20 protein-coding genes and 1 pseudogene are annotated in these 22,987 nt (G+C 58.5%); 10 read left to right on the top strand and 11 right to left on the bottom strand.

Annotation, left to right across the window (positions count from 1 at the left end):
• The first annotated feature begins 158 nt into the window (after window positions 1-158).
• A complete protein-coding gene (locus tag AAID99_RS10335) occupies window positions 159-875 on the top strand; it encodes an MgtC/SapB family protein (protein WP_188425602.1) in 717 nt (238 codons plus the stop codon).
• A gap of 15 nt (window positions 876-890) precedes the next feature.
• Here AAID99_RS10335 and AAID99_RS10340 read toward each other — a convergent pair whose 3' ends face one another.
• The 4 genes from AAID99_RS10340 to folP form a co-directional block, all read right to left on the bottom strand.
• Window positions 891-2,054, bottom strand: a complete 1,164-nt coding sequence (locus tag AAID99_RS10340) for an SMP-30/gluconolactonase/LRE family protein (protein WP_229719586.1) — start codon at window positions 2,052-2,054, stop codon at window positions 891-893.
• A gap of 66 nt (window positions 2,055-2,120) precedes the next feature.
• On the bottom strand, window positions 2,121-2,777 hold the full coding sequence (gene folE, locus AAID99_RS10345) for a GTP cyclohydrolase I FolE (RefSeq protein ID WP_188425601.1): 657 nt from the start codon (window positions 2,775-2,777) through the stop codon (window positions 2,121-2,123).
• Complete coding sequence (gene folK, locus AAID99_RS10350) at window positions 2,774-3,652, bottom strand: 2-amino-4-hydroxy-6-hydroxymethyldihydropteridine diphosphokinase (RefSeq protein ID WP_188425600.1); 879 nt, start codon at window positions 3,650-3,652, stop codon at window positions 2,774-2,776. The genes folE and folK overlap by 4 nt, the downstream gene beginning before the upstream one ends.
• Window positions 3,649-4,545: a dihydropteroate synthase gene (gene folP, locus AAID99_RS10355; protein ID WP_188425599.1), complete on the bottom strand. Its 897-nt coding sequence runs from the start codon at window positions 4,543-4,545 to the stop codon at window positions 3,649-3,651. The genes folK and folP overlap by 4 nt, the downstream gene beginning before the upstream one ends.
• 119 nt (window positions 4,546-4,664) lie before the next feature.
• Between folP and AAID99_RS10360 the strand changes: the two genes are divergently transcribed.
• Together AAID99_RS10360 and AAID99_RS10365 are read left to right on the top strand one after the other, a co-directional pair.
• Window positions 4,665-4,976, top strand: a complete 312-nt coding sequence (locus tag AAID99_RS10360; RefSeq protein ID WP_188425598.1) for a hypothetical protein — start codon at window positions 4,665-4,667, stop codon at window positions 4,974-4,976.
• Window positions 4,977-5,338: 362 nt separating this feature from the next.
• A pseudogene (locus AAID99_RS10365) lies at window positions 5,339-5,611 on the top strand (TonB-dependent siderophore receptor); the annotation flags it as partial.
• 63 nt (window positions 5,612-5,674) lie between these two features.
• On the opposite strand, the gene AAID99_RS10370 reads toward AAID99_RS10365, so the two are convergent.
• Window positions 5,675-6,772 (bottom strand): branched-chain amino acid aminotransferase, encoded by a 1,098-nt coding sequence (locus AAID99_RS10370; protein WP_188425597.1) that lies wholly within the window; start codon window positions 6,770-6,772, stop codon window positions 5,675-5,677.
• Between the two features lie 200 nt (window positions 6,773-6,972).
• Here AAID99_RS10370 and panB point away from each other — a divergent pair, with 200 nt between their 5' ends.
• The 5 genes from panB (at window position 6,973) to AAID99_RS10395 (ending at window position 12,049) form a co-directional block, all read left to right on the top strand.
• Complete coding sequence (panB, locus tag AAID99_RS10375; RefSeq protein WP_498493793.1) at window positions 6,973-7,791, top strand: 3-methyl-2-oxobutanoate hydroxymethyltransferase; 819 nt, start codon at window positions 6,973-6,975, stop codon at window positions 7,789-7,791.
• Complete coding sequence (gene panC / locus AAID99_RS10380; RefSeq protein WP_188425595.1) at window positions 7,788-8,633, top strand: pantoate--beta-alanine ligase; 846 nt, start codon at window positions 7,788-7,790, stop codon at window positions 8,631-8,633. Before panB ends, panC begins: the two co-directional genes overlap by 4 nt.
• A gap of 110 nt (window positions 8,634-8,743) precedes the next feature.
• Window positions 8,744-9,472, top strand: a complete 729-nt coding sequence (locus AAID99_RS10385) for an SDR family oxidoreductase (protein ID WP_188425594.1) — start codon at window positions 8,744-8,746, stop codon at window positions 9,470-9,472.
• 232 nt (window positions 9,473-9,704) lie between these two features.
• Entirely contained in the window at window positions 9,705-11,015 is a 1,311-nt protein-coding gene (locus AAID99_RS10390; protein ID WP_498493794.1) for a PepSY-associated TM helix domain-containing protein, read from the top strand.
• A gap of 173 nt (window positions 11,016-11,188) precedes the next feature.
• Entirely contained in the window at window positions 11,189-12,049 is an 861-nt protein-coding gene (locus tag AAID99_RS10395; RefSeq protein ID WP_188425592.1) for a glucose 1-dehydrogenase, read from the top strand.
• A 101-nt stretch (window positions 12,050-12,150) separates the two neighbouring features.
• Here the strand turns inward: AAID99_RS10395 and AAID99_RS10400 are convergent, their stop codons facing one another.
• Both AAID99_RS10400 and AAID99_RS10405 read right to left on the bottom strand, forming a co-directional pair.
• A complete protein-coding gene (locus AAID99_RS10400; RefSeq protein ID WP_188425591.1) occupies window positions 12,151-13,011 on the bottom strand; it encodes a sugar phosphate isomerase/epimerase family protein in 861 nt (286 codons plus the stop codon).
• Window positions 13,008-13,817, bottom strand: coding sequence for an alpha/beta fold hydrolase (locus AAID99_RS10405; protein WP_188425590.1), 810 nt, complete (start codon window positions 13,815-13,817; stop codon window positions 13,008-13,010). Before AAID99_RS10405 ends, AAID99_RS10400 begins: the two co-directional genes overlap by 4 nt.
• Window positions 13,818-13,961: 144 nt before the next feature.
• Here AAID99_RS10405 and AAID99_RS10410 point away from each other — a divergent pair, with 144 nt between their 5' ends.
• On the top strand, window positions 13,962-14,141 hold the full coding sequence (locus AAID99_RS10410; RefSeq protein WP_188425844.1) for a DUF2256 domain-containing protein: 180 nt from the start codon (window positions 13,962-13,964) through the stop codon (window positions 14,139-14,141).
• Between the two features lie 30 nt (window positions 14,142-14,171).
• Here AAID99_RS10410 and AAID99_RS10415 read toward each other — a convergent pair whose 3' ends face one another.
• From AAID99_RS10415 to rplM, 4 genes are all read right to left on the bottom strand, one after another.
• Entirely contained in the window at window positions 14,172-15,116 is a 945-nt protein-coding gene (locus AAID99_RS10415) for a LysR family transcriptional regulator (RefSeq protein ID WP_188425589.1), read from the bottom strand.
• Between the two features lie 308 nt (window positions 15,117-15,424).
• Window positions 15,425-19,864 (bottom strand): Hint domain-containing protein, encoded by a 4,440-nt coding sequence (locus AAID99_RS10420; RefSeq protein ID WP_498493797.1) that lies wholly within the window; start codon window positions 19,862-19,864, stop codon window positions 15,425-15,427.
• Between the two features lie 479 nt (window positions 19,865-20,343).
• Window positions 20,344-20,829 carry a 30S ribosomal protein S9 gene (gene rpsI / locus AAID99_RS10425; RefSeq protein WP_023977906.1) on the bottom strand — a complete coding sequence of 162 codons (486 nt, stop codon included), beginning with the start codon at window positions 20,827-20,829 and terminating at the stop codon, window positions 20,344-20,346.
• A 5-nt stretch (window positions 20,830-20,834) separates the two neighbouring features.
• The gene (gene rplM, locus AAID99_RS10430) at window positions 20,835-21,311 is read right to left on the bottom strand and encodes a 50S ribosomal protein L13 (protein ID WP_498493799.1); all 477 of its coding nucleotides are present in this window, start codon (window positions 21,309-21,311) and stop codon (window positions 20,835-20,837) included.
• A gap of 235 nt (window positions 21,312-21,546) precedes the next feature.
• Between rplM and AAID99_RS10435 the strand changes: the two genes are divergently transcribed.
• Window positions 21,547-22,986 (top strand): hypothetical protein, encoded by a 1,440-nt coding sequence (locus tag AAID99_RS10435; RefSeq protein ID WP_498493801.1) that lies wholly within the window; start codon window positions 21,547-21,549, stop codon window positions 22,984-22,986.
• Window position 22,987: the final 1 nt, after the last annotated feature.

Consider the following 22,987-nt stretch of genomic DNA (forward strand, 5'->3'; position numbering starts at 1 on the left):
GCGCGGCACTCTGGACCGGGCACCACCTCACATTCACGTGACTTAATGTTGCAACGCTGGTCGGGCCTCATCCTCATCCACCGTCTGCCGGGTGGGCGCAGGCGACAAAACCGACTAGACCAGCGGGGCCAGCCCTCTTGCAACAGACTGGAGCTCCCGTGCGGTTCATCGAAACATTCGACCTCCATTCCTTCACGGATTCGAGCATCAGCCTGCTCGCAGCCTTCGTCTTCGGCACGCTGATCGGAGCTGAGAGGCAATATCGACAGCGCACGGCAGGGGTACGCACCAATGCCCTCGTCGCCCTTGGCGGCGCAGCCTTCGTCGATCTTGCGCAGCGTATTGCGGGCGATGTCGAATCGCTGCGTGTCATTGCGTATGTCGTGTCAGGCATCGGCTTTCTCGGCGCTGGCGCGATCATCAAGGAGGGCGCCACAGTGCGCGGCATGAATACTGCCGCGACGCTCTGGTGCTCAGCGGCAGTCGGTGCCTGTGTCGGTAGCGACATGCTGGCCGAAGGGTTCCTGCTCACCTTCTTCATCATCGCAGGCAACACGCTGCTGCGGCCCATCGTGCGAGCCATCGACCGCATTCCCCTTCAGGCAAAATCGATGGAAGCCGGTTATGGGCTGCGCGTCCTGACCTGCCGTCAATCGGTGCAGGAAATGACTGCCCTGCTCAAGGAGCAGCTTGAGGAAGCCGATTACACGATCGGCAAACTGTCTCTGAATGAGGAAGAAGACGAACAGGCCGCCATCAATGTCAGCCTGATGGTCTCCTCAAACGGGCCGGGCGCACTCGAAGCACTGATCTCGGCCCTGATGCAGGACAGCCGCGTGATGGCGGCGTCGCTTTCACTCAACGCCGACACCTGATCCTTCGCACAGGCCTCAGGGGGCCGGAGCAGCTGGCAGCCCGATCCTGACCAGAAGCCAGGGCCCCTGCTCCTTGTCCACGCCGCCATGAAAGGCAGGCTGACGCGACCATTGGCCGATCGTGGCGTAGAGCACATTATCGCTATAGGCCAGACCATCGGGCGCGATCAGCCGCGGGTCATGCGCAATGACCGAAATCCGGCCATCAGGCGCACGGGCAAGAATACCGTGCCGCTCGATATCGGTCAGAAACAGACGACCATCGGGTGCGGTGGCCATGCCATCGCCCATACCGGCCTCGCCTTCATCCTTCACGCTGAATTCGATTTCGGTCTCACTCGCCTTGGGGTCAGCCAGCACGGCGGTCGGCGCCGAATAAAGCTCGCGGCTTGTCAGTGGCTGCCAGAACAGCGTCTGCTGATCGGCACTCAGCCCAATGCCATTCGCCCCGGCCTGCGCCATGGTCGGATGCTCGGGGTCATAACGAGACGCCTGGCCATCAAGCACGGCCAGAAAACCATGACGCGGCATCACCGGCTCGGTATCGGCCAGAAGACGGCGCTGGGTGCCGGTCGCGATATCCACCACAATGAGCGCCGGATGCACGGTAAGCGAAGAATCGGTGATGAAGGCCGTGCCGCGATCACCATGGGTCAGGTCGATACGCAGATCGTTCGGATGACTGTCCGACCGAAGCGCTGGCGCCGTGAGCGGAATTTCCTCGATGATGCGCGCTGAGGCCGGGTCGATATGGATCAGTCTTGCCGCACCCGGCACCGTGCCCTTATCGGCCAGAATGCCTTCATCGAGCACCCAGAGCTGACCGCTGGAATCAACCGTCATGCCAAGAGGCGAAACAAAACGCCCCTGGCTCTGGGCGTCGGGGAAGGGCGTCAGTTTGCCATGGTCGAACAAGGCGAGCCTTGGCCCATCATGATCATGCAGGCTGCGCGGAAAACCCAGCACAAGCCGGTGATCGGAAAGAATGGCAATGCCGGAAGGCTGTGCCTCGTGAAAGCGCCCGATAATCTCGACATTGCCCGAAGGCGCATAACCCTGATCGACACTGTCACCCCCATCAGGGGCCAGCCCACTCTCATCCGCCCATGAGAGCGCCGGAGAGGAAACTGCAAGTGCCGCCGATGTCATCAGGGCATAAAGGGCCAGACGCATTTTCATTTTCCCTCTTCCTGTCCATCATGAAAGAGATCGGGGCTTATGCGTCAAACCACAGCGGCGTGAGGCTCAGCCCTTGAGCAAGGACATGATCTCGGCACGTAACGCAGCATCACGCTGCCAGGTGCCACGCACAACTGTCGTAACCGTACGGCTGCCGACATTGCGAATGCCGCGCATCGCCATGCACATATGCTCGGCCTCGACCAGAACCATGACGGCCTTGGGTTCCAGCACCTCGATGATGGAAGCGGCGATCTGATCCGTCAGGCGCTCCTGCAGCTGCGGACGGCGCGCCAGCACGTTCACGGTGCGGGCGATCTTGCTCAGCCCGGTCAGACGGCCACCCTCGGGCAGATAGGCCACATGCGCCTTGCCGAAAAACGGCAGCAGATGATGTTCGCACATCGAATGAAAGCCGATATCGCGCACGATCACGGCGCCTTCATGCTGGTCAGCCAGAAACTGCTTGTGCAGATGCTCACGCGGGTCTTCATGCAGCCCGCCCAGCACGTCGAGATACATACGCGCCACGCGACCCGGCGTCTCGAAAAGCCCTTCGCGGTCGGGGTCTTCACCCAGCGCCTGAAGGATTTCACGCACCGCACCGGCAATGCGTGTTTCGGCATCTTCGGGTTTTGCGATCGGTGCGATGGGGCGCTCCCCACCCTGCCCCTTGTGGCGAGCGGCATCCAGCGCCACGAGATCGGCAGTCGGTTTGGTCATTTCTGGTCCTCGGCAATGCAAGACGGGTCTTCCGCGCAGGGGACAACGTCATCAGCCTCGCGGGGGAGCCTGTCCAACATGTCCGAAACGGAAAGTCCACTGATTTTCTGTTCGGGAGCGATTTCTGCAAGGGGAACGAGCACAAAAGCCCGCTGCGCAATGCCCGGATGTGGCAGGGTGAGCACGGCATTGCTCATTTCCTGCGCGCCAAGATAAAGCAGATCGACATCCATTGCCCTCTGCCCCCAGCGTATAGAAGGCACGCGACCGAGACGCGTCTCGATTTCCTTGCACACACGCAAAAGCGCCATGGCATCGAGACTGGTCCGCCCCGTGACACAGAGATTGTAGAAATCGGGCTGTTCCACCCCGCCCCATGGGGCGGTGCGATACAGGCTCGAGACCGCGTCGATCTCCAGGCCAGGCGTCAGGCCGAGCCAGGTCACGGCAAGGTCCAGAGCGCTTTTGCGATCGCCCATATTGCACCCGAGCGAAAAACCGACCGGCAGATGGCGCTCTTTCGTTGTCTCGACACTGACCATGCCGAAAGGATGCGCAATGGGCGCGCCCGGCTTGCTGACCCGCACCGTAAGGCGCGCGATGGTCGGAAAATGCGCCAGAAGATCTTCGGCTATCCGGTCGGCCAGCGTTTCGATCAGACGCACGGGCTCGCCTGCGGCAAGCGCCACCACCCTGTCGCACAGGGACGCATAACAGACCGCAAAGAGATAATCGTCGTCTCTCGTGGCCCGGGCCGTATCGACCGTGACCACCAGATCGATTAGGAATTTCTGCCCGAGCCGTGTCTCTTCCGGCAGGACACCATGCCGACCGAACACATGAATCCCGTCAAGGCGAATGATCGACTGGGTCATGACCGCGAACTCCCCGTTGCTGGCACGGCCTTGGTGGCAAGCAGGCCAGTGATATGCACGGCATCGACATGGGGTGCGACGTCATGAACACGCAAAATGGCAGCCCCCTGCAACTGGCCGCAGAGATTGGCCGCCAGTGTTCCGGCCAGACGCTCATCCACCGTGCGGCCAAGCAGACGACCAAAAAGCGATTTGCGCGACAGGCCAAGCAGGACCGGCACGCCATATTCCTCGCGCAGGGAGCCGATCAGCCGGATACTTTCGAGGTTTTGCGGATCTGTCTTGCCAAAGCCCACACCGGGGTCGAGCACGATATGCTCGCGCCGGATACCTGCCCGCCCGGCCTGAACCAGAATGGCATCGAAAAAGCGCCGGAATTCATCATGCAGATCGAGAGCCGGATCGATCGTCTCGCGGTTATGCATCAGCACGGCCACCGCACCCGTTTCGGCCATCACCGACGCCATGGCAGGATCGCGTTGCATCCCCCAGACATCGTTGATCATGACCGCCCCCGCACGCACGGCCTCACGCGCGACACTGGCTTTATAGGTATCGATTGAGAGAAAGGCAGGGCCAGCGCTCAGAGCGCCTATGACCGGGCGGGTGCGGGCAATTTCTTCGGATGCAGGCACGAAATCGGCGCCGGGCCGGGTCGATTCTCCGCCGATATCGATCAGCGACGCCCCTTCGGCGACAAGGCGGCGGGCATGGGCAATGGCCTGATCGGGCGCATCATGCCGCCCCCCATCGGAGAATGAGTCGGGCGTCGCGTTGACAATGCCCATGACAAGAGGGACGTAGGCCCCATGCGCGCCCTGTATCGCCGCGACGAGCGCATCGCGCCTGCCCTGCCACTGAGCCTTCTGCACCGCGGAACCGGCCGCTTCCATAACATCCATTCACGTCGGGACTGAGAGAAACACGCTCATAAAGTATGGGAGCAGACAGGTCCAGAAAAACGAACCGCGCCCGTCCATGGCTGTTTGAACCGGCAAGAAGGAGACGCATCATGGCCAACGACCAGTTCGACACCCCCATTTTCGACGGTGAAGATAACAAGCACCAGAGCGCCCGCGCCCTTGCCGAGGCAGCGTTCCGCGCTGAGGAGGAAGGCGAACAGGAAAAGGCAGAACAGCTTTTCCGTCAGGCAGAAGCGGCCGATCCTTCGGCCCTCGAAAGCGTGCTTCTTGAACGACGCAGCGAGCACCCGGGCTTCACGCCTCAGCCCGCTTCGAATAATGAGGAAGTCGCGGCCATGAGCCGCACGATGACACCGGAGCGTCATGGCCCACCACCCGAGGCAATCGACGAAAACTACTGAAGGCACTGCCCCCGCCCGAATACTGCGGAAGCCGCAGACGGTTTCTGACATGAGGCGGGACGGGAAGCAGATTTCGACCATGCAGGGACGCGCCGTTCATCGGGCGTCCTTCATGGTGCCATAGGGGCTGTGTGCGGCCTGAGTGGCGTGTCTGATTGCTATGTCGCTGCGGGTAAGACCAGAAGTCAGGGCGCTGAAGCCGAACTGATCGGACGCCCCGCCCAAGGCTGGGACAGCAATGCCAGCTACACCTATAACGACAACCGGATCGTCAATAACGGCAATGCAACCCAGGCCGGGCTGATTATGCGGGCAACTCGCCGCGCCATCTCTGGAAGCTCTGGACCCATTATCGCTTTGAGCCTTATCGCGGCGCCCGCAGCAATGTCTGGAGTGTCGGGGGTGGTCTCGATGCACAGACCGACACCTGGGGCACGAACCATCTGGTTACCCAGCCCGGCTACGTCGTGGCCTCGATACAGGCCGGTTATCAGTGGAACCGCTATCTGTCCCTCGATGCCACGCTCAACAACATCGCCAACAAGCGCTATTATCAACGGCTCGGCAATCTGAATGACTACAATTTCTATGGCGAGCCGCGCAGCAACATGCTGACCCTGCGCTCGAACTTCTGAAGCGGCACAAGGACTCTCATCGCTGATGGCGGGTACGCAACCAACCCGCCATCAGGCATCGGATCAGACGATCGCGTGAATCCACCCATGGGCATCATTTGTCTTGCCCGCCTGGATATCGGTCAGGGCCTTTTTCAGCCCGAGCGATACCTCACCCGGCGTCTTGCCGTCGCCGAAGACCGCTTCACTACCCGTGCGACGCAGCGTGCCGATGGGGCTGATCACCGCTGCTGTGCCACAGGCGAAGGCCTCCTTGTAACGGCCTGACGCGGCGCCGGCGAAAATCTCGTCGATTCCGAGCGGGGTCTGCTCGATTTTCAAACCGCGATCCTTGGCAAGCTGAAGAATGGCGTCACGCGTGATACCGGGCAGGATGGTGCCCGTCAGAGGCGGGGTGACCAGCGTGTTGTCATCACGCAGGAACATGACGTTCATGCCGCCCATTTCCTCGACAAAGCGCTGTTCGCGGCTGTCGAGGAACAGGACCTGATCGCAGCCATGCGACTTGGAATCGCGCTGCGCCACAAGGCTTGCCGCGTAATTGCCACCACACTTGGCCGCACCCGTGCCACCGGGGGCTGCACGCGTATAATCCTCAGACACCCAGACCGACACGCAGCCAGAGCCGAAATAGGCGCCGACGGGGCAGGCAATGACCATGAAGAGATATTCGGAGGCAGGCTTCACACCGAGGAAAACCTCGGTCGCAATCATGAAGGGGCGCAGATAAAGGCTCTTGCCCTCGCCTTCCGGCACCCAGTCGCGATCGATCTTCACCAGTTCGTCGACGGCCTGCATGAAGATTTCCTGCGGCAGATCGGCCATGGCCATACGGTCGGCAGAAGCGCGAAAACGTCTGGCGTTCTCTTCCGGACGAAAGGCAGCGATACCCCCGCTCTCGGTACGATAGGCCTTCATGCCCTCGAAAATCTCCTGCGCGTAATGCAGGACGGAGGCTGCCGGATCGAGCGAGATCGGCTTGCGCGCGGTGATTTTCGCGTCGTGCCAGCCACGGCTCTCGCTGTATTTCACGATGGCCATATGATCGGTGAATACGCGGCCGAAAGCGGGGTTGGCGATAAGCTCGGCACGATGATCCGCAGGGGTCGGGTTGCTCGTGGGCTCGATGGTGAATTGCAGCGCAGCGCTTTCGGAAACCATGGTCTGTTCCATCTTCTGGTCAATTGTGACGGCACTCTATCCCGTTCGCTGCATCTTGACACCCTTTGAAAGGGAGAGAGAAGAACGCGCCCAGTGCCTGACTGCATCGTGATGGCAGGTTTTTTCGATAAGCAAGTGCCTTGGCGAAGACCTGAAGCTCTGCGATCACGCGGCGGACAGAAAGATTTGAGAGGGCCTTCATGAGCGCATCGACCCCCATCCAGACCCTGACACCCATGGCCATACAGGCTCGTAAGGGCAAGGAACCCATCGTCTGTCTGACGGCCTATACCACCCCGATCGCCCGGCTCGCCGATGCAGCCTGCGATGTCGTGCTGGTGGGAGACAGTGTGGGCATGGTGCTGCATGGCCTGCCATCGACGCTGGGCGTGACGATGGACATGATGATTCTGCACGGCAAGGCGGTGATGCGCGGCATAAGCAAGGCGCTTTGCGTGGTGGACATGCCGTTCGGCAGCTATGAGGAAAGCCCTGCACAGGCCTTTCGCAACGCGTCACGCCTGCTGGCCGAGACAGGTGCGGCAGCGGTGAAGCTCGAAGGCGGCGTTTCCATGAAAGAGACCATCGCCTTTCTGGTCGCACGCGGCGTGCCTGTGATGGGCCATATCGGACTGACGCCGCAGGCGGTGAATGTGCTTGGTGGCTACAAGGTGCAGGGGCGCAATGAAGACGCCCAGCGCGTGCTAGCCGACGCGCGTGCGGTCGAAGAGGCCGGTGCCTTCGCGATCGTGCTGGAGAAACTGCCGCGCAGCCTTGGTGCTGATATTACGAACCGTCTTGGCATTCCGACCATCGGCATCGGTGCCGGACCGGAATGCGACGGGCAGATTCTCGTAATTGACGACATGCTCGGGCTTTTTGCCGATTTCAAACCGAAATTCGTCAAGCGTTACGCCAATCTCGCCGAACAGACCGAACAGGCGCTTGCATCCTATGCACAGGATGTCCGCAGTCGCGCCTTTCCCGGTTCCGAACACAGCTTTGGAGAGCGGACATGATCATCCGTGATATCGCGACCCTGAAGCAGACAATCAGAGGCTGGAAACAGGCGGGCGAAACAATCGGATTCGTCCCGACCATGGGGGCGCTTCACGAGGGCCATCTCAGCCTCGTCACACAGGCGCGTGCCCAGGCACAACGCGTCATCGTATCGATTTTCGTCAACCCGACCCAGTTCAACAACCCGACCGATCTCGCCACCTACCCGCGTACCGAAGCCGAGGATATCGCGCTTCTGGGCCACGTGGATGCCCTCTTCATTCCGGCTGCCGAAACCATGTATCCCGCAGGGTTCAGCAGCACGGTCAGGGTCAGTGCGATGGCCGGGATACTGGAGGGCGCGCACAGGCCGGGTCATTTCGACGGCATGGCGACCGTCGTCACGAAGCTCTTCTCTCTGACCGAAGCCGACAGCGCGTTTTTCGGCGAGAAAGACTGGCAGCAATTGCAGATCGTCCGACGCTTCGTGCAGGACCTCAACCTGCCGATCGACATCGTGGCCTGCCCTACGCTGCGCGAGTCCGACGGTCTGGCGCTTTCCTCGCGCAACAGACGTCTGTCACCCGAGGGCAGAAAGAACGCGCCAGCCCTGCATGCCATTCTGCAGCAGACAGCCACTGCCATCAGGCAGGGTCACCCCATCGCAGAGGCGCTCGATAAAGGAAGAGCCGCGCTTGTGGCGGCGGGTTTCGGCCCGATCGACTATCTCGCCTGCTGCGAGGCAGAGAGTCTGACACCCGTGACGACTGTATTCACGACAAAACATGACAATGTCGGACTGCGATTACTGGTAGCAGCAGCTCTCGAATCTGTGCGTCTTATTGACAACATCGTTATTTAGACCCTGACAAGGTTCATGCGACTATACCCGTATAGTGAGGCACGACCTGAATGGCGGGCCTCCGGTGCCCTCCTTATGGGCGGCGCCTATACACAAGAAGGTATGCAAGCATGTCGCTTCCGCTTCAGGACAAGATCGCCGCCGTAACGGGCGGAGCTTCCGGCATCGGTCTGGAATGCGTTCGTCACCTCATCAAGGCTGGCGCCATTGTCTATATCCTCGACCGTGACAAGGCGGCCATGGAAAAGGCCCGTGAGGAGCTTGGCGACAAGCTGCACGGCGTCGAGGTCGATCTCTTCCGTCATGCCAGCATCCAGCAGGCCGTAGATACGGTTCTGGCCGAGCAGGGCCGCCTCGACATCATGTTTGCCAATGCTGGCTCCTATGTCGGTGGTAACGCCTGGGAAGGCGACCCGGATGTGTGGGATCGCATGCTGAACCTCAACATCAATGCGGCTTTCCATTCGGCGCGCGTCGCCATGGTGCCCATGATCAAACAGGGCAGCGGCGATATCATCATCACCAGCTCTGTGGCAGGTGTTGTGCCGATCGTGGCCGAGCCGATCTATACTGGCTCCAAATACGCTGTGCAGGCTTTCACCCATACCTGCCGCCGCCAGCTGGCACCGCATGGCGTTCGCGTCGGCGCAATCCAGCCCGGCCCGGTTGTCACGCCGCTGATCAATGACTGGGACCCCGAGCGCCGCAAGGCTGCTCTCGAAGGCGGCGGCATGATGCAGCCTTCCGACGTGGCCGAAGCATTGATCTTCATGCTCACGCGCCGCAAGGGCACGGTGGTGCGCGATCTGGTGCTGCTGCCCAATGGCTTTGACGTCTGATACGTCGCCTCATCGCCCTTCAAGGCGCCATGCGCCTGAGGGAAGATCGTCAGAACCCCGCCTTTCATGGCGGGGTTTTTGTTTTGGAGCGCGCAAAAGCGCCTTCCCTTGCGGCATCCGCCTCCAGCCAGGCCTGAACTCCGCTCCCCCTGTCACAACCAAAGGTTGCGATTGACTCTCAGTTGCGAGGTCTTTAGAGCGAGTGCCGATCCCATGGGGTCGGAGCACAGGCTTGCGTCGATGGAGTGCGCCAATCCTCAACAGATCAGAACGCGCCGTACCGCGCCCGAAATCCGGCCCGAAAGGGGGGAGTCCCTTCTGGCCGCTGCGTCAGTCGCGTGGCGCGATGGTGGCGTTACATCGCTATATCGGTCTGGTTCTGGCGCCTCTTCTGGTGGTCATCGGGCTGACGGGCAGCATCAGCGTTTTTCGCACCGAACTCGACCGGGTGCTCAACCCGGATCTCTGGACCACGCAAAGCCCGGACCGGCATCTGCCGCTTTCGGTCCTGACCGCAGCCATCGCGAAAGCTCACCCCGATCAGCCCCTGATCGCGCTCGAATACCGGCCTGCCCCCGGTGGCACGCTTCATGCCTATCTCACTCCCGCACTCACGCCTTCGGGCCATTCAAGGCCTGACGAGATCTTTCTCGACCCCGGCGATGCCCATGAGCTGGGCGCTCGTGTCGCCGAAGGATGCTGCCTAAACCGGCGCGTCCTGTTGCCCTTCATCTACAGGCTGCATTACTCACTCGCTGCTGGCACCACAGGTTTGTGGATTGTCGGCATCACGGCCCTGATCTGGACACTCGATTGCCTCAACGGGCTGCTGCTGACGCTGCCGCCAGTCACACCACCCTGGCGCAAGGGTTTCTGGCGCGGCTGGAAACCTGCCTGGCAGATTGCTTCCCCCAAAAACGCCCTGCGCCTGTTTTTCGATCTGCACCGGGCTTTAGGGCTATGGCTCTGGATCCTGCTGCTTGGCATGGCGATCAGTGGTGTTGCGCTGGCGTTGGGTCCGCAGATCTTTCAGCCGGTTGTTCGCACGCTTTTCCCGGTTGCGCCGCCTGCGTCAGAAACTCCCCTCCCGGGCGGCCCTCACATGGTGAAACCGGACGAGGCCGAAGCCCTGGCCGGACGAGACGCACAGGAACGGGGCTGGCAGGCGCGCCCCGCCGCCGTGATGCTGACCCACACGCCGGAACGCGCGCTTTTCTATCTCTTCAGCGATACAGGGCAGTTACCGGCCGGTTTTGGCAGCCCCCTAATCACAATCGCCCTCGACACCGGCGCAACGGTGCAGGCCAGCGTACCGCCTGAGGGAAAACTGGGCGATCTGATCCTGCAACTTCAGGACCCTTTCCATAGCGGGCGCCTTGCAGGGATGACGGGGCGTATTCTTGTCTGTGCAAGCGGTGTTGTGACTGCCCTTCTATCCGTTACCGGAGTGCTGATCTGGGACCGCAAGAGACGCGCCCGGCGCAGGGCACAGCTGAAAAAACCACGCCCGGCCCTGCCGGGAACAGCTCAGGAAAAGGGCTGATCAAGGGCTTGTGGAAGAGTATGCACACGTTCAGCTGTGACCGCGCCGGGCAGCACGCCATCGTTCACAAAACCTTGAGCATTATATCAGACCGGAACATACATGGCTGGGAGGGCTTTCTCACATATCCGTGAAAGCTGCCCCTGACGGGCAGCACAGCAGGAGCGTCATCCATGCCCGACCAGATTCCTCCCCAATCGCAATCCCATCAGCCCGGCGTCGAGGCGCCGATGCGCCCCGCCGCGATTCATATTCGCGAGAGCTATCGCGGAAGCGGCAAGCTTGAAGGGCGCAAGGCGCTCATCAGCGGCGCCGATAGCGGTATCGGTCGGGCCGCTGCCCTGCATTTCGCCCGTGAAGGCGCCGATGTCGCCATTCTTTATCTGGAAGAACATGAAGACGCTCAGGAAACGGTGCGTCTGATCGAAAAAGAGGGGCGCAAGGCGCTGGCCATTGCTGGCGACGTACGATCGAGCGCGTTCTGCAACAAGGCCGTCGCCGAGGTGGCCGAAGCCTTCGGCGGCCTCGATATTCTGGTCAATAATGCTGGCTGGCAGGTGGTCAACGAGGACAGCGCCACCATTACCGATGACGAATGGCAGCGTCATATGGACACGAATATCAATGGCTATTTCTACCTGACCCGTGCAGCGCTCGCGCATCTCGGCAAAGGCAGCGCGATTATCAATACCTCTTCGATCAACGCCTATCGGGGCAGTGCCGGACTACTAGCCTATTCGACAACCAAGGCCGCTGAAATGGGATTCACCCGCGCTCTGGCACTCGAACTGGTCTCGAAGGGCATTCGCGTCAATGCCGTCGCCCCTGGGCCGGTCTGGACGCCTTTGCAGCCTGCCAGCTGGGGGCCGATCGACCCGGAGCAGGTTTCGGAACTCGCGAATTCCGTGCCGATGGATCGTTGTGGCGACCCGGCTGAGCTTGGCCCAGCCTATGTCTATCTGGCCAGCGAAGACGGGTCTTTCGTGACGGGGCAGACATTGCACGTCAATGGCGGCACGATCATCAACGGCTGATTAGCCGATAAATGTCAGGGGCGGAGTAATATACCGCCCCTGACCTCATAGTGGCGCCTGATAGCGCCACGCGTCTTTACGCCGCAAACCTCCGAGAGGGGTCAGCGCTGTTTCCCGTATCCGCTCCAGGCCCGCATCAACCCCAGACGCCCCTGATGCACGACCTCTGACAGATCCTGATCGTAAAGACTGTCCGGCACGCCTGATGAGAAGATCTCAAGCGTACAGACACCGCGATAGCCGGCGTCATAGGTTGCGTGAAGCAAGGTCCCAAGCGGGATAGACCCCGACCCGGGAACGAGGCGATCCATGCCGGAACAGGGTGTGCGCCAGTCGCTGGCCTGCAATACGAAAATACGCTCGCCCGCACGGCGGATAGAAGCGGCACAATCAGGCTGTTGCCAGATATTCCAGTAATCCAGGCACAGACCGCAGGACGCATGTCCTACTGCGTCAAGCAGATCGAGGGCCTGATCGACTGTCCAGATTGCTGTCTCGACATTGATCGAGGTCGGGTTGAGCGGTTCTATGGCAATCGTGACGCCCAGATCGGCTGCCAGCGGCGCCAGACGGCGCAGATGATGCACCGTTTCATCAAGACAACGCTGCATGTTGCCATCGGGGGGGGCGCCCGTATTCATGACGAAAGACGCCCCTTCTGCGTGAGGCGCCAGCGTTTTCAGACTCTGGGCGAAGGCCGCGACACGCTCTTCGACGCTCTCGGGCTGCGGGGCCATCTTGCTGCCGAAAAACGTTCTAATCTTGGGCTGAACGGCGCTGATCGACAGCCCGGCCTCCCTGGCAGCCAGCATCTGCTGCCCTGCGTGAGCCGGGTCGAGCTTGGCCTCGCATATTTCTATGGCGTCAACCTCAAGGGCTGCATAACGCGCCACATCTTCTTCGAAAGACCAGGGCTGGGTCGTGAACTGGTTGACGCCAAAGCGGAACGGGAAATCGGTCATCTTGCGAGAAACTCCAGAACTGCCTGATTGAACTTCTCGGCCTCGTCGATGAACAGCATGTGCGAGCTTTGCGTGAAGCGCACGGAGTCGCAATGCGGCATGTGCTCAGCCACCCATGACGGCCCTTCAGGCACCAGCACCGCGTCTTTTTCGGCAATCATCATCAGAGCGGGCAGATCAAAATGAGGCAGCACGTCGCGCCAGTCATGCACGGTGTGATCAGACATCATGGCTGCACGGGCATGGGCCGGGCTCTTCGCCATTTCAGCAAGCAGCATGCTGCGCTCATCATCTCCAAGCTCGGTCGCAAGGCAGTCAGTCAGGTTCTGCCTGTCGAATGCCTCGGGAGTCAGGGTCAGCTTCTGGATGGTCTCCGCCAGCCCGGCCTGATCGTAACAGGCCGCATGGCCATATTTCCATTCTGATGAGAAATACTGTCTGGGCGTCTGCTGGACGAAAATGGCATTACGCAGCCGCGTCTTGCCGAAAAGTTCGAGATAGGACCAGATGATCGGGCAGCCGATTGACCAGCCCAGAACGGTCACGTCTTCAAGCGAGAGCGCCTCCATCAGGTCACGCAGATCTGCGGCCAGACGCGGGATGCGATAGGAATGATCGGGCTTGCCAGACTCTCCATGCCCGCGCAGATCGAGCGTGATGACGCGCGCCTTTTCGGCCAGAACCGGCACGTTGCGATGGAAGAACCGCCCCGAAAATGTCCAGCCATGGATCATGACCAGCGGGCGACCCTGGCCCTTTTCCTCGTAATAGAGCTGCGTTCCGTCGCTGGCGGTAATATGGGGCATGGCGCATTCCTCGCGATTGCGTGACCGGATCAGAAATCCTTTGGCAAGCGCGTGAAGCGAAGCGGGGTTCCTTCTGCATGAGGGAATGAAACACGACTGCCGTGTTGCGTTGTCAGAAAAACAGCAGCACCGAAAGGATACATGATGAGTCGAGGCAAAGGACCAGCGCCGTCAAGGCCGGACAAGGCCAACCTCCCGTCGAAGATATGCCCGGTATGTAGACGACCCTTTACCTGGCGAAAAAAATGGGAGCGAGACTGGGATAATGTGCGTTACTGCTCTGATTTTTGCCGAGAAAAAAAGGGTCTATCTGAGGCAAAATAATAGATCATTATTATCATGAAAATGCTCCTACTAATCCGTCTGGTTATTCAAAAACATTCCAATTGCCTCTTCAATGTGAGGCGTGCGCGTATGGTTTTTCATCCACACAAGACCACTCTCCAGCTTCATCTCTTCCAGCATATCGTAATGATCATTTAATATTATGTATTTTTCTATTATTGGCACAGCATAAAGAGGCAAAATACCCCATCCGTTCGTGCAGACAAATAAATCCTCCAATCCGACAGATGAATTATATTCTATAATATTATTGGGTGGCTGCAGATCGCGGGCGGATAGGGTCGCATCAAAACGCTCTCTCAAAGCCACACCTCTTACTGGCAGTATCCAGAGTTTTTTCCTGTTTTCTTCCCAGCCCTCAAGCAATTCGGGGATAGACATTGAAGATTCACGTGATGCTGCAAAGCAGTTATCGCGATGCATAACACTCATATCGAAGCTTTTATTCTGATTGAGCTGAAAAAAATCAACAAAAGCAAAATCAAGATCACCGCTTTCCAACATATCCAGAAGATAGGGTCTTTCACGATAGACAATCCGTATCTTGAGTGCCGCATCTTTTGTCTTGAGTTGCGCAATCCCACTCATTATGCGCTTCTCCAAAGCCGGAGCCTGGAAGCCGATATTCACGGTGCCAGTCCTGATCTCTTTGAATTCATTGACCTTATGGGCGAGCTTCTCAAGTTCGGCCTTTATAATACGACTGGTTTCAACGATTGATTGGCAGATCTCAGTCGGCATCATGCCTGAATTGGAACGCGTAAAAAGCTTTACACCCAGTATATTCTCCACTTCCAGACAAGCTTTTGAGACAGCCGTAGGTGTAAGATTCAGTTTCGATGAAGCGCCAACAAGAGACTGAGCATTGAATATCTCTTCAATAACACGGAAGTATCTCAACTTCATGTTTTTCATCGCACTATGCGGCTCGATGTCAAAACCTTCTATATTCATGTCTACCCTCTTTGACGCCCGTAGCCTAATTTGGTTTTGGCAACGATCATGCTTCATAACGAGGTCGATCCAACGAAATTATAATTAATATATCAGGTGCATATTTGCCGATTGGGTCGCGTAGCATCTTTATGGCTGCCGCGCGCAACACGGCGCCAAGCCACTCACCAAAGCGGCATCATTCCAACTGCATGCGCCAAGCATGAATGCGCAGTCCGAGAGAAATACTGCCGGTCCAGCAGCAGACCTCAGTCAGAATGCAAAAGCTGAGGCCGATTCAGCTTTCCGCGATCCTGAAATGGCGCTTCTCAGTGAGTGGCAGAATGGTAGGGACCACCCGCAACGATCTGTACAGCCAGGATACGCATCCCCGCATCCTTGAGCGTGTCCAGTGGCAAAAACGCCCTGCCGCTCGTCCATCTTAACTGACCGTTCTCCGCGGCATGCCATCCCCGCGCTGCATGAAGGAAATCACGGACGTCGATTTCTTGGGTCGAGGAGGGATCGTAGAGGGTTACTGCCCCAATCAGGACGCCTAGCTGCCGACGATCATCAACATAGGGTCCGACCGCATCACTCGGACGCGCAGCACGAGAGCAGAGATAAACGGCCCCATAATGCCCTGGAATCTGGAAGATATAACGATCACCAGCCACGCGGAGAGGCTCCATGATATGACCATCTTCCGTAGACAGATGGAACATCGGATCGATGTGCCTTATGTCTCTCGCGTCGCAGACTTGTCCGGCGCGACGAGCCAGCCCTTTCCAGATCGGCTCGACGAAGGCTCGTGATACGCAGAGCGGTGCAGCCATCCGATGTTTTCCCGACATGCCGGAAACGACGGACAGCGGCGCATCCACCCATGATCGAGCTGCGAGATCATGCCGGTTTCCCGAGTCCAGATAACTTTCACAGAGCAGCCCATCAGCCATGACTACTGAATGGCAGTCTGTTTCGATATGGTAATAACTATAAGTTTTCAGGCTCGTATCGTGCCGTATGCTCCGGCCATTCACGAGCATACGAACCGGAACAAGGTTGCCAGCTATGAAAACGCAATGCTCTGGGGTTACCAGCAGGTCCTTGTAAGGCATCCCGCCCCCAAACGCTTCAGCCTCAATACGCACCGGATAATCCGTAATGTCGTAGCTGGCGCTATCCTCTTCCGTGATCGAACGATATCCCACCCAAATGACGTTCTGGGTTTCGACGCAGCCTTTGTGATAAACATGAACGGCATCACCTGCGGACAACGTCTCAATCGCGCGCTCTCCATCAGGGGTACGAATCATCGTGCCAGACAGGAAGCATACGGAAAAAACAGTCGAATTTCCGGATCCTTCTGAGAGATCGAACCCAAAATTTTTCACGCCTGGAATATTCAGGACAAGGGAGCGATTACCCGTCAGGAGAAATTTGACATGATCGGCGTCAGGATATGTTAGCCCGAGTATATCCGACTTGGGCACATCGCGTAGTACGATCTGGTCCGAAGAGCCGGGCGACGTACCGTTGAAGCCCGAAATAATCGAAGACGGGCTAGTCGTTCCAGTCAGTGTGAGACGACTGAATCCGTTTCCGCCAAGATTGACGGTTCCCCCAGCACTCGCGTCGAGTGTTGCAATCCCACCGGCGGCAAGATTGGCGAGACCAGTCAGCGTCCCCCCGGCGTCGACCTGAAGCGAGCCCCCAGACGCAACGAACAAATCACGCGCTGTTCCCCCCGACGAGATTTCTGCGACCCCCTTTGAGACAATGCTGCCTCCGGAGATAGATCCTCCAACCTTGAGATTACCTCCCCAAAGAGCACCTGCGGAGCCGCTCAGAGTTGCTCCCGATGCTATGATACCGCCAGAAAGAGTGCCCCCACTCGCGACAACCACACGCCCACCCGAAAGCGCATTAGCGTTGTAACCAGCCCCTCCTGAGAGAACTGTCATGAAGCCTGCTGAGGCCACGACAGAACCTGACACAACACCACCATACATGACCGTCTGGGTGCCACCTGCAGAGATCATGGTTGTCAGGGCCGTACCGCCACTGACAAACTGCTTGCCTCCGCTCACAAGGACAGAGCCTGAGGCGATACCGCCGCCATACAATCCATCAAATGAATTGAGGCCGACATCCTGCCAGCCACTATTCGTGACCAGCGTATTTTCCGTATAGGCGCCCTGCCCCTGGACCGCCTGATAGGCACCCGACAAGACAGTGTTGAGCGCAGTGCCACCAGACCCTACCAAAACGGCACCAGCACCAGTACCCCACCAGCCATTACCTATGGCTGTCAGCTGTGATGCCGTGCCGCCGGACTGAATCCGCGCCTGTCCGCCCAGGGACAACACACTGTTATCCATAGTGCCACCGGATGAAACAACAGCCTGGCCACCGCCCTGCACTGTAAAGCCCGTCATCCGGCCATTGCCAAGACCAAGCGCTGACCCACCGCTCAGGATGACAATTCCTGAGGCAACACCTCCGGAAGCAGCAGCCGTGCCCCCTTGCGACACCGTCGCCACCGCACCGGTCACTGCGCTGGCATTGAAGGCTGTGCCACCAGAAAGCACAGCCATCGTACCGCCAGAAGCCGTAATCGTGCCCGAGGTCACGCCTCGCAGCATGACCGTCTGGGTGCCACCTGCAGAAATCATGGTTGTCAGGGCCGTACCGCCACTGACAAACTGCTTGCCTCCGCTCACAAGGACAGAGCCTGAGGCGATACCGCCGCCATACAATCCATCAAATGAATTGAGGCCGACATCCTGCCAGCCACTATTCGTGACCAGCGTATTTTCCGTATAGGCGCCCTGCCCCTGGACCGCCTGATAGGCACCCGACAAGACAGTGTTGAGCGCAGTGCCACCAGACCCTACCAAAACGGCACCAGCACCAGTACCCCACCAGCCATTACCTATGGCTGTCAGCTGTGATGCCGTGCCGCCGGACTGAATCCGCGCCTGTCCGCCCAGGGACAACACACTGTTATCCATAGTGCCACCGGATGAAACAACAGCCTGGCCACCGCCCTGCACTGTAAAGCCCGTCATCCGGCCATTGCCAAGACCAAGCGCTGACCCACCGCTCAGGATGACAATTCCTGAGGCAACACCTCCGGAAGCAGCAGCCGTGCCCCCTTGCGACACCGTCGCCACCGCACCGGTCACTGCGCTGGCATTGAAGGCTGTGCCACCAGAAAGCACAGCCATCGTACCGCCAGAAGCCGTAATCGTGCCCGAGGTCACGCCTCGCAGCATGACCGTCTGGGTGCCACCTGCAGAAATCATGGTTGTCAGGGCCGTACCGCCACTGACAAACTGCTTGCCTCCGCTCACAAGGACAGAGCCTGAGGCGATACCGCCGCCATACAATCCATCAAATGAATTGAGGCCGACATCCTGCCAGCCACTATTCGTGACCAGCGTATTTTCCGTATAGGCGCCCTGCCCCTGGACCGCCTGATAGGCACCCGACAAGACAGTGTTGAGCGCAGTGCCACCAGACCCTACCAAAACGGCACCCGCGCTATAACTCCACCAACCGGTGCCCAACGCTGTCAGCTGGGATGCCGTGCCGCCAGACTGAATCCGCACCTGCCCACCTGCGGAGAGGACAGACTGGTCGATAGAACCGCCTGACGAAACAATAGCCCGCCCCCCGCTCATCAAAGAGAGAGCGGTCAGTCTTCCGCCACTCAGACTGACCGCAGAACCGCCATTCTGGATTGTGAGTCCGGATGCCAAACCATTGGAAGCTTGAGCAACACCCCATATGTTCGCCTGCCCGCCTGCAAGAACCACATTGTTAGTGCCGGTGCCACCCGCATAGACTTGCAGTTTTCCATTTGAGAAAACTGTTCCGCCATAGGCCTGCCCTCCTCCCGAGACTTCCTGCAAACCGCCAGAAGACACATAAGTGTCAACCGCAGTCCCCCCTTTGACGAATTGCGCACCACCATTGATCAGCGTTGTGGCGGATGCAGTGCCGCCGCCCGTCGCGCCATTATTGTTCGAGCCTACATCTTGCCAGCCATTTGAGGTGATATAAGCACTCTGAGACAGAGCGCCTGTCCCTTGCACTGCCATATACCCGCCCTGGATTACGGCATTAAAGCTTGTGCCGCCGGCACTCAGGATGAGCGATCCCTGAATACCGTTTACGGCATTTCCGAGCCCCGTTCCCGAGGTCAGCACACCTTGCGCGGTGCTTCCTGAAAGGATCTGGATTTGTCCGCCGCTCGAAACCAAAGCTTTGGTGACAAGACTATTACTTGTCGCGCTGACGATTCCACCCGACAGCACGGTGCCGCCGGACCAAATAGCACCACTCAGAAGCGAACTACCCTGGCTGATCGACAGGTTATTAATCTGTGCACCCTGTGCAGCCGAGAGATCTCCACCATTATATTTGACGTTGTTCCTGACTATCCCGCCTGCGGATATTTTATCACCCGTATGATTCAGGGTGTTGTCTTGCAGTACACCACCGGAACTTATGATCGCGACAACGGTCTGCAGCGTTGAGTTCTGCAGGGTCCCGCCACTCTGGACAATGGCGCTTCCCCACTCCGCCGAATAACCGGACAAGGGTGACGTGAGGCCTGTAACTATCGCGCCGCTCGTGACATAGAGAAGCGGAGAATTGCCCCCCAGAGAGACCGGCCCGTCGATAACGGATGCGCCGCTTTGGTACACGGTCTTGCCGTTTACGAGAACCGCGCTCCATACGCCACTGATCGTTGTAGTCATGAATTAATGTCTCATCCATTGTCCGCAGGGAGAAATTTCAGCCACGAAAACCGTGGAAACAGGAGCGCATAACCTCCACATTCAAATCGAAAAGATCCCACAATTTCCAAAGCGAATTTCTTTAGGAAATACGATTTGTGAGAACCTATTTTTTCTCGATTATTAGTTTCGGTTAACGATGATTGATGCTTCTCCCTATATGCGTCACCTGAAGGCAAACAATCGAATTTAGGTTCAGGGCTATGAACCTAAATTCGATACATTACGATCTCGGCTCCAATGCGACCTTCCCATAAGGTTTTGCAGGCAGTGCTCGTCAGGGTTTGTAACAGGAAATCGCGATTATGTGACTATAAGTAGCGCATGTTGGGGTTGGTATTTAACAAACTCAGAAAATAGACACAAAAAAACCCGCCTCCGTGAGAGGCGGGTTTTTTTGAAGACATGATCTCCATCGGAGCCGGAGGCCCCGGCAGAAATCAGCGCTTCGAGAACTGGAAGGAACGACGTGCCTTGGCGCGACCGTACTTCTTGCGCTCGACGACGCGGCTGTCACGCGTCAGGAAGCCTGCAACCTTCAGGATACCGCGCAGAGCGGGGTCATAATGGGTCAGGGCGCGCGAGATGCCGTGACGCACTGCACCAGCCTGGCCGGACAGACCGCCGCCCTTGACCGTGCAATACACGTCGAACTGGTTGTAGCGATCGGTCAGCAGGAAGGGCTGCGTGATCAGCATGCGCAGAACCGGACGAGCGAAATAGGTCGTGACCGGACGGCCATTGACGATGATATCGCCCTTGCCCGGCTTGACCCATACGCGTGCCGTGGCGTCCTTACGACGACCCGTTGCATAGGAACGGCCCTGTGCATCGCGCTTGACTTCGTGAACCGGAGCAGCCTGCGTGGCAGGAGCGATGCCGGCGAGGTCCTGAAGCGTACCTGTGCGCTCTTGAGTTTCAGACATATCTCTCAGGCCTCGATCACATTGAGGGTGTTCTTGCGGTTCAGGGACGCAACATCCAGCTTCACCGGCTGCTGGCCTTCATGCGGGTGCTTGTCACCGGCATAGACATACAGATGCTTCATCTGGGCGCGCTGCAGCGGGCCGCGCGTGATCATACGCTCGACTGCCTTCTCGATCACGCTGCCGGGGTTCTTGCCCTCGAGACGCTGCGTGATGGTGCGCTCCTTGATGCCACCGGGATGGCCCGTGTGGTAATGGAAGAGCTTCTGGCCCACCTTGTTGCCGGTCAGAACGATCTTCTCGGCGTTGATCACGACGATGTTGTCGCCGCAATCGACATGCGGGGTGTACTGGGGCTTGTGCTTGCCGCGCAGGCGGGTCGCGATGATGGTGGCGAGGCGGCCAAGAACGAGCCCTTCGGCGTCGATCAGGGTCCAGCCTTTCGTCACCTCTGCAGGCTTCAACGAAGGTGTGGTCTTCATGGTTCGGACTGATCCAGCAACATGTGTTGGTATTGGGGGCGCCTTATGAGACCGCAAACGCCTGAGGTCAAGCTTTTTCGACTCACACCACCTTACGAAAAACGGCTGATTTCCGCCATTTTTTTGTTATCGGTATCATGATACCGCATAAAAAAGTCACGAGATTGTTCCTGTTGCAAAGCCGGACTAACATGCACGCTGTCTGTCGAAGCGGTATTTGTGGGGATGATCTGACGTGAAAAGACCTTTACTGGCCGCGGGCCTTTGCCTCGTGCTTGTCGGATTGGGCACAATCGGCGTGCGTCACGAATCCAGCGCCGAACTGCAACGCGCGCTCGCCAGCTTCAGGGCCAACCTGCCCCCGGATGCCCGGTTCGAATATGATCACGCCTATCCACGCTTCCTTGCACGAGGTGCCGGTTTCGAGAATGCCCGCTTCATTCGGGGTGGCACGACTCTCACGGCGCATGTGCTGACGGTCAACAATCCCAGCGGATATCTGACGACAGGGCTGAGCTTTTCGAAAATCCACGCAGAAGGCATCACGCTCAGCGGGCCGGTAAGCGGCAGGATCGGCGAACTCACGCTCAACAAGCTGCTTCTGCCCCCCGTAAGCCGGGAGAAACATGATGTCAGTGACTTACCGCCTCTTTCACAAATCCACTTCCACCACGGGCAGATTCGCGACGTCGCTCTCGGCACACCCGATCACTGCGCCCTGAATCTCGCCAATGCGGCAGTCGATAATTATGGCCATGATGATGGCAATTCCGGGATGGTTCACGAAGCCCACGCTGTATGCGCCGAAGACAGCCTTCCGGCGCAACGGCTTAGTGCGCTGACAAAAATACCCACGGGGCCCCTGGCTCTGGATATCGGCGATCTGCGCGAGAGCGGCATCCGCTATGCCCGCGCCGTTGCTCTGGTGGAACAATGGGTACCATCAGACATATCCGGTGAGGCAAAGTCTTTATCTGCCCTCAAGGCGCAAGGAGATCTTTCTGAAGTTCCCAGCAAATCGGAGGCAAGGAATATCGGCATTGCTCTGCTGGGTATGCGTCTCCAGTACGAAAAGCTTCTGTCGCGACAGTGGAAAGAGGGGGACAAGCGTCTTGGCGAAGGGACGCTCAACAATACTACGATCCAGTTCAGCAAGCCCTATGCCCTGGCTCCTTTTATGCCTGATGGCATCCACATCGAGACTCTGACGCAGAGCGCCACAACTGATACCAAAACCAATGTAAGTGTCATTTCAATGAGGGGTACGACACCGAAATCCTTCGATTATGAAGCCACCATGGAACTCGCCAACGTCGTAACGCCCGATCCGAAGCATGGGCCGACGCTGATCTCCATGAGCCTTACCTATCGCGACGATGCCTCCAATCTCGATGATCTGTTCGGGCGCATTGCTGCGTTACGCGGCCAATCCATCGCTGAACTCAAAAGTACATTCGCCCTGCCACTGGCTCTTATGGCCCAGAAGGCACCCGGTCTTGATGCCTTGCCCGCCTTTGTGCTCGCGCCGTCCGGGCATAGCCTGACGGTCTCCTTTCATCCGCCGGAACCGATCGACGTCACCGCGATCAAGGCGCTCTCGGCACAGTTTTCCGCCGACCCGACCATGGCACAGCGTTGGCTGGCCCCGCCGGTCCTGACATCGAGCATGAAATAAG

The sequence above is a fragment of the Asaia sp. Ae19-3 genome (assembly GCF_059801175.1).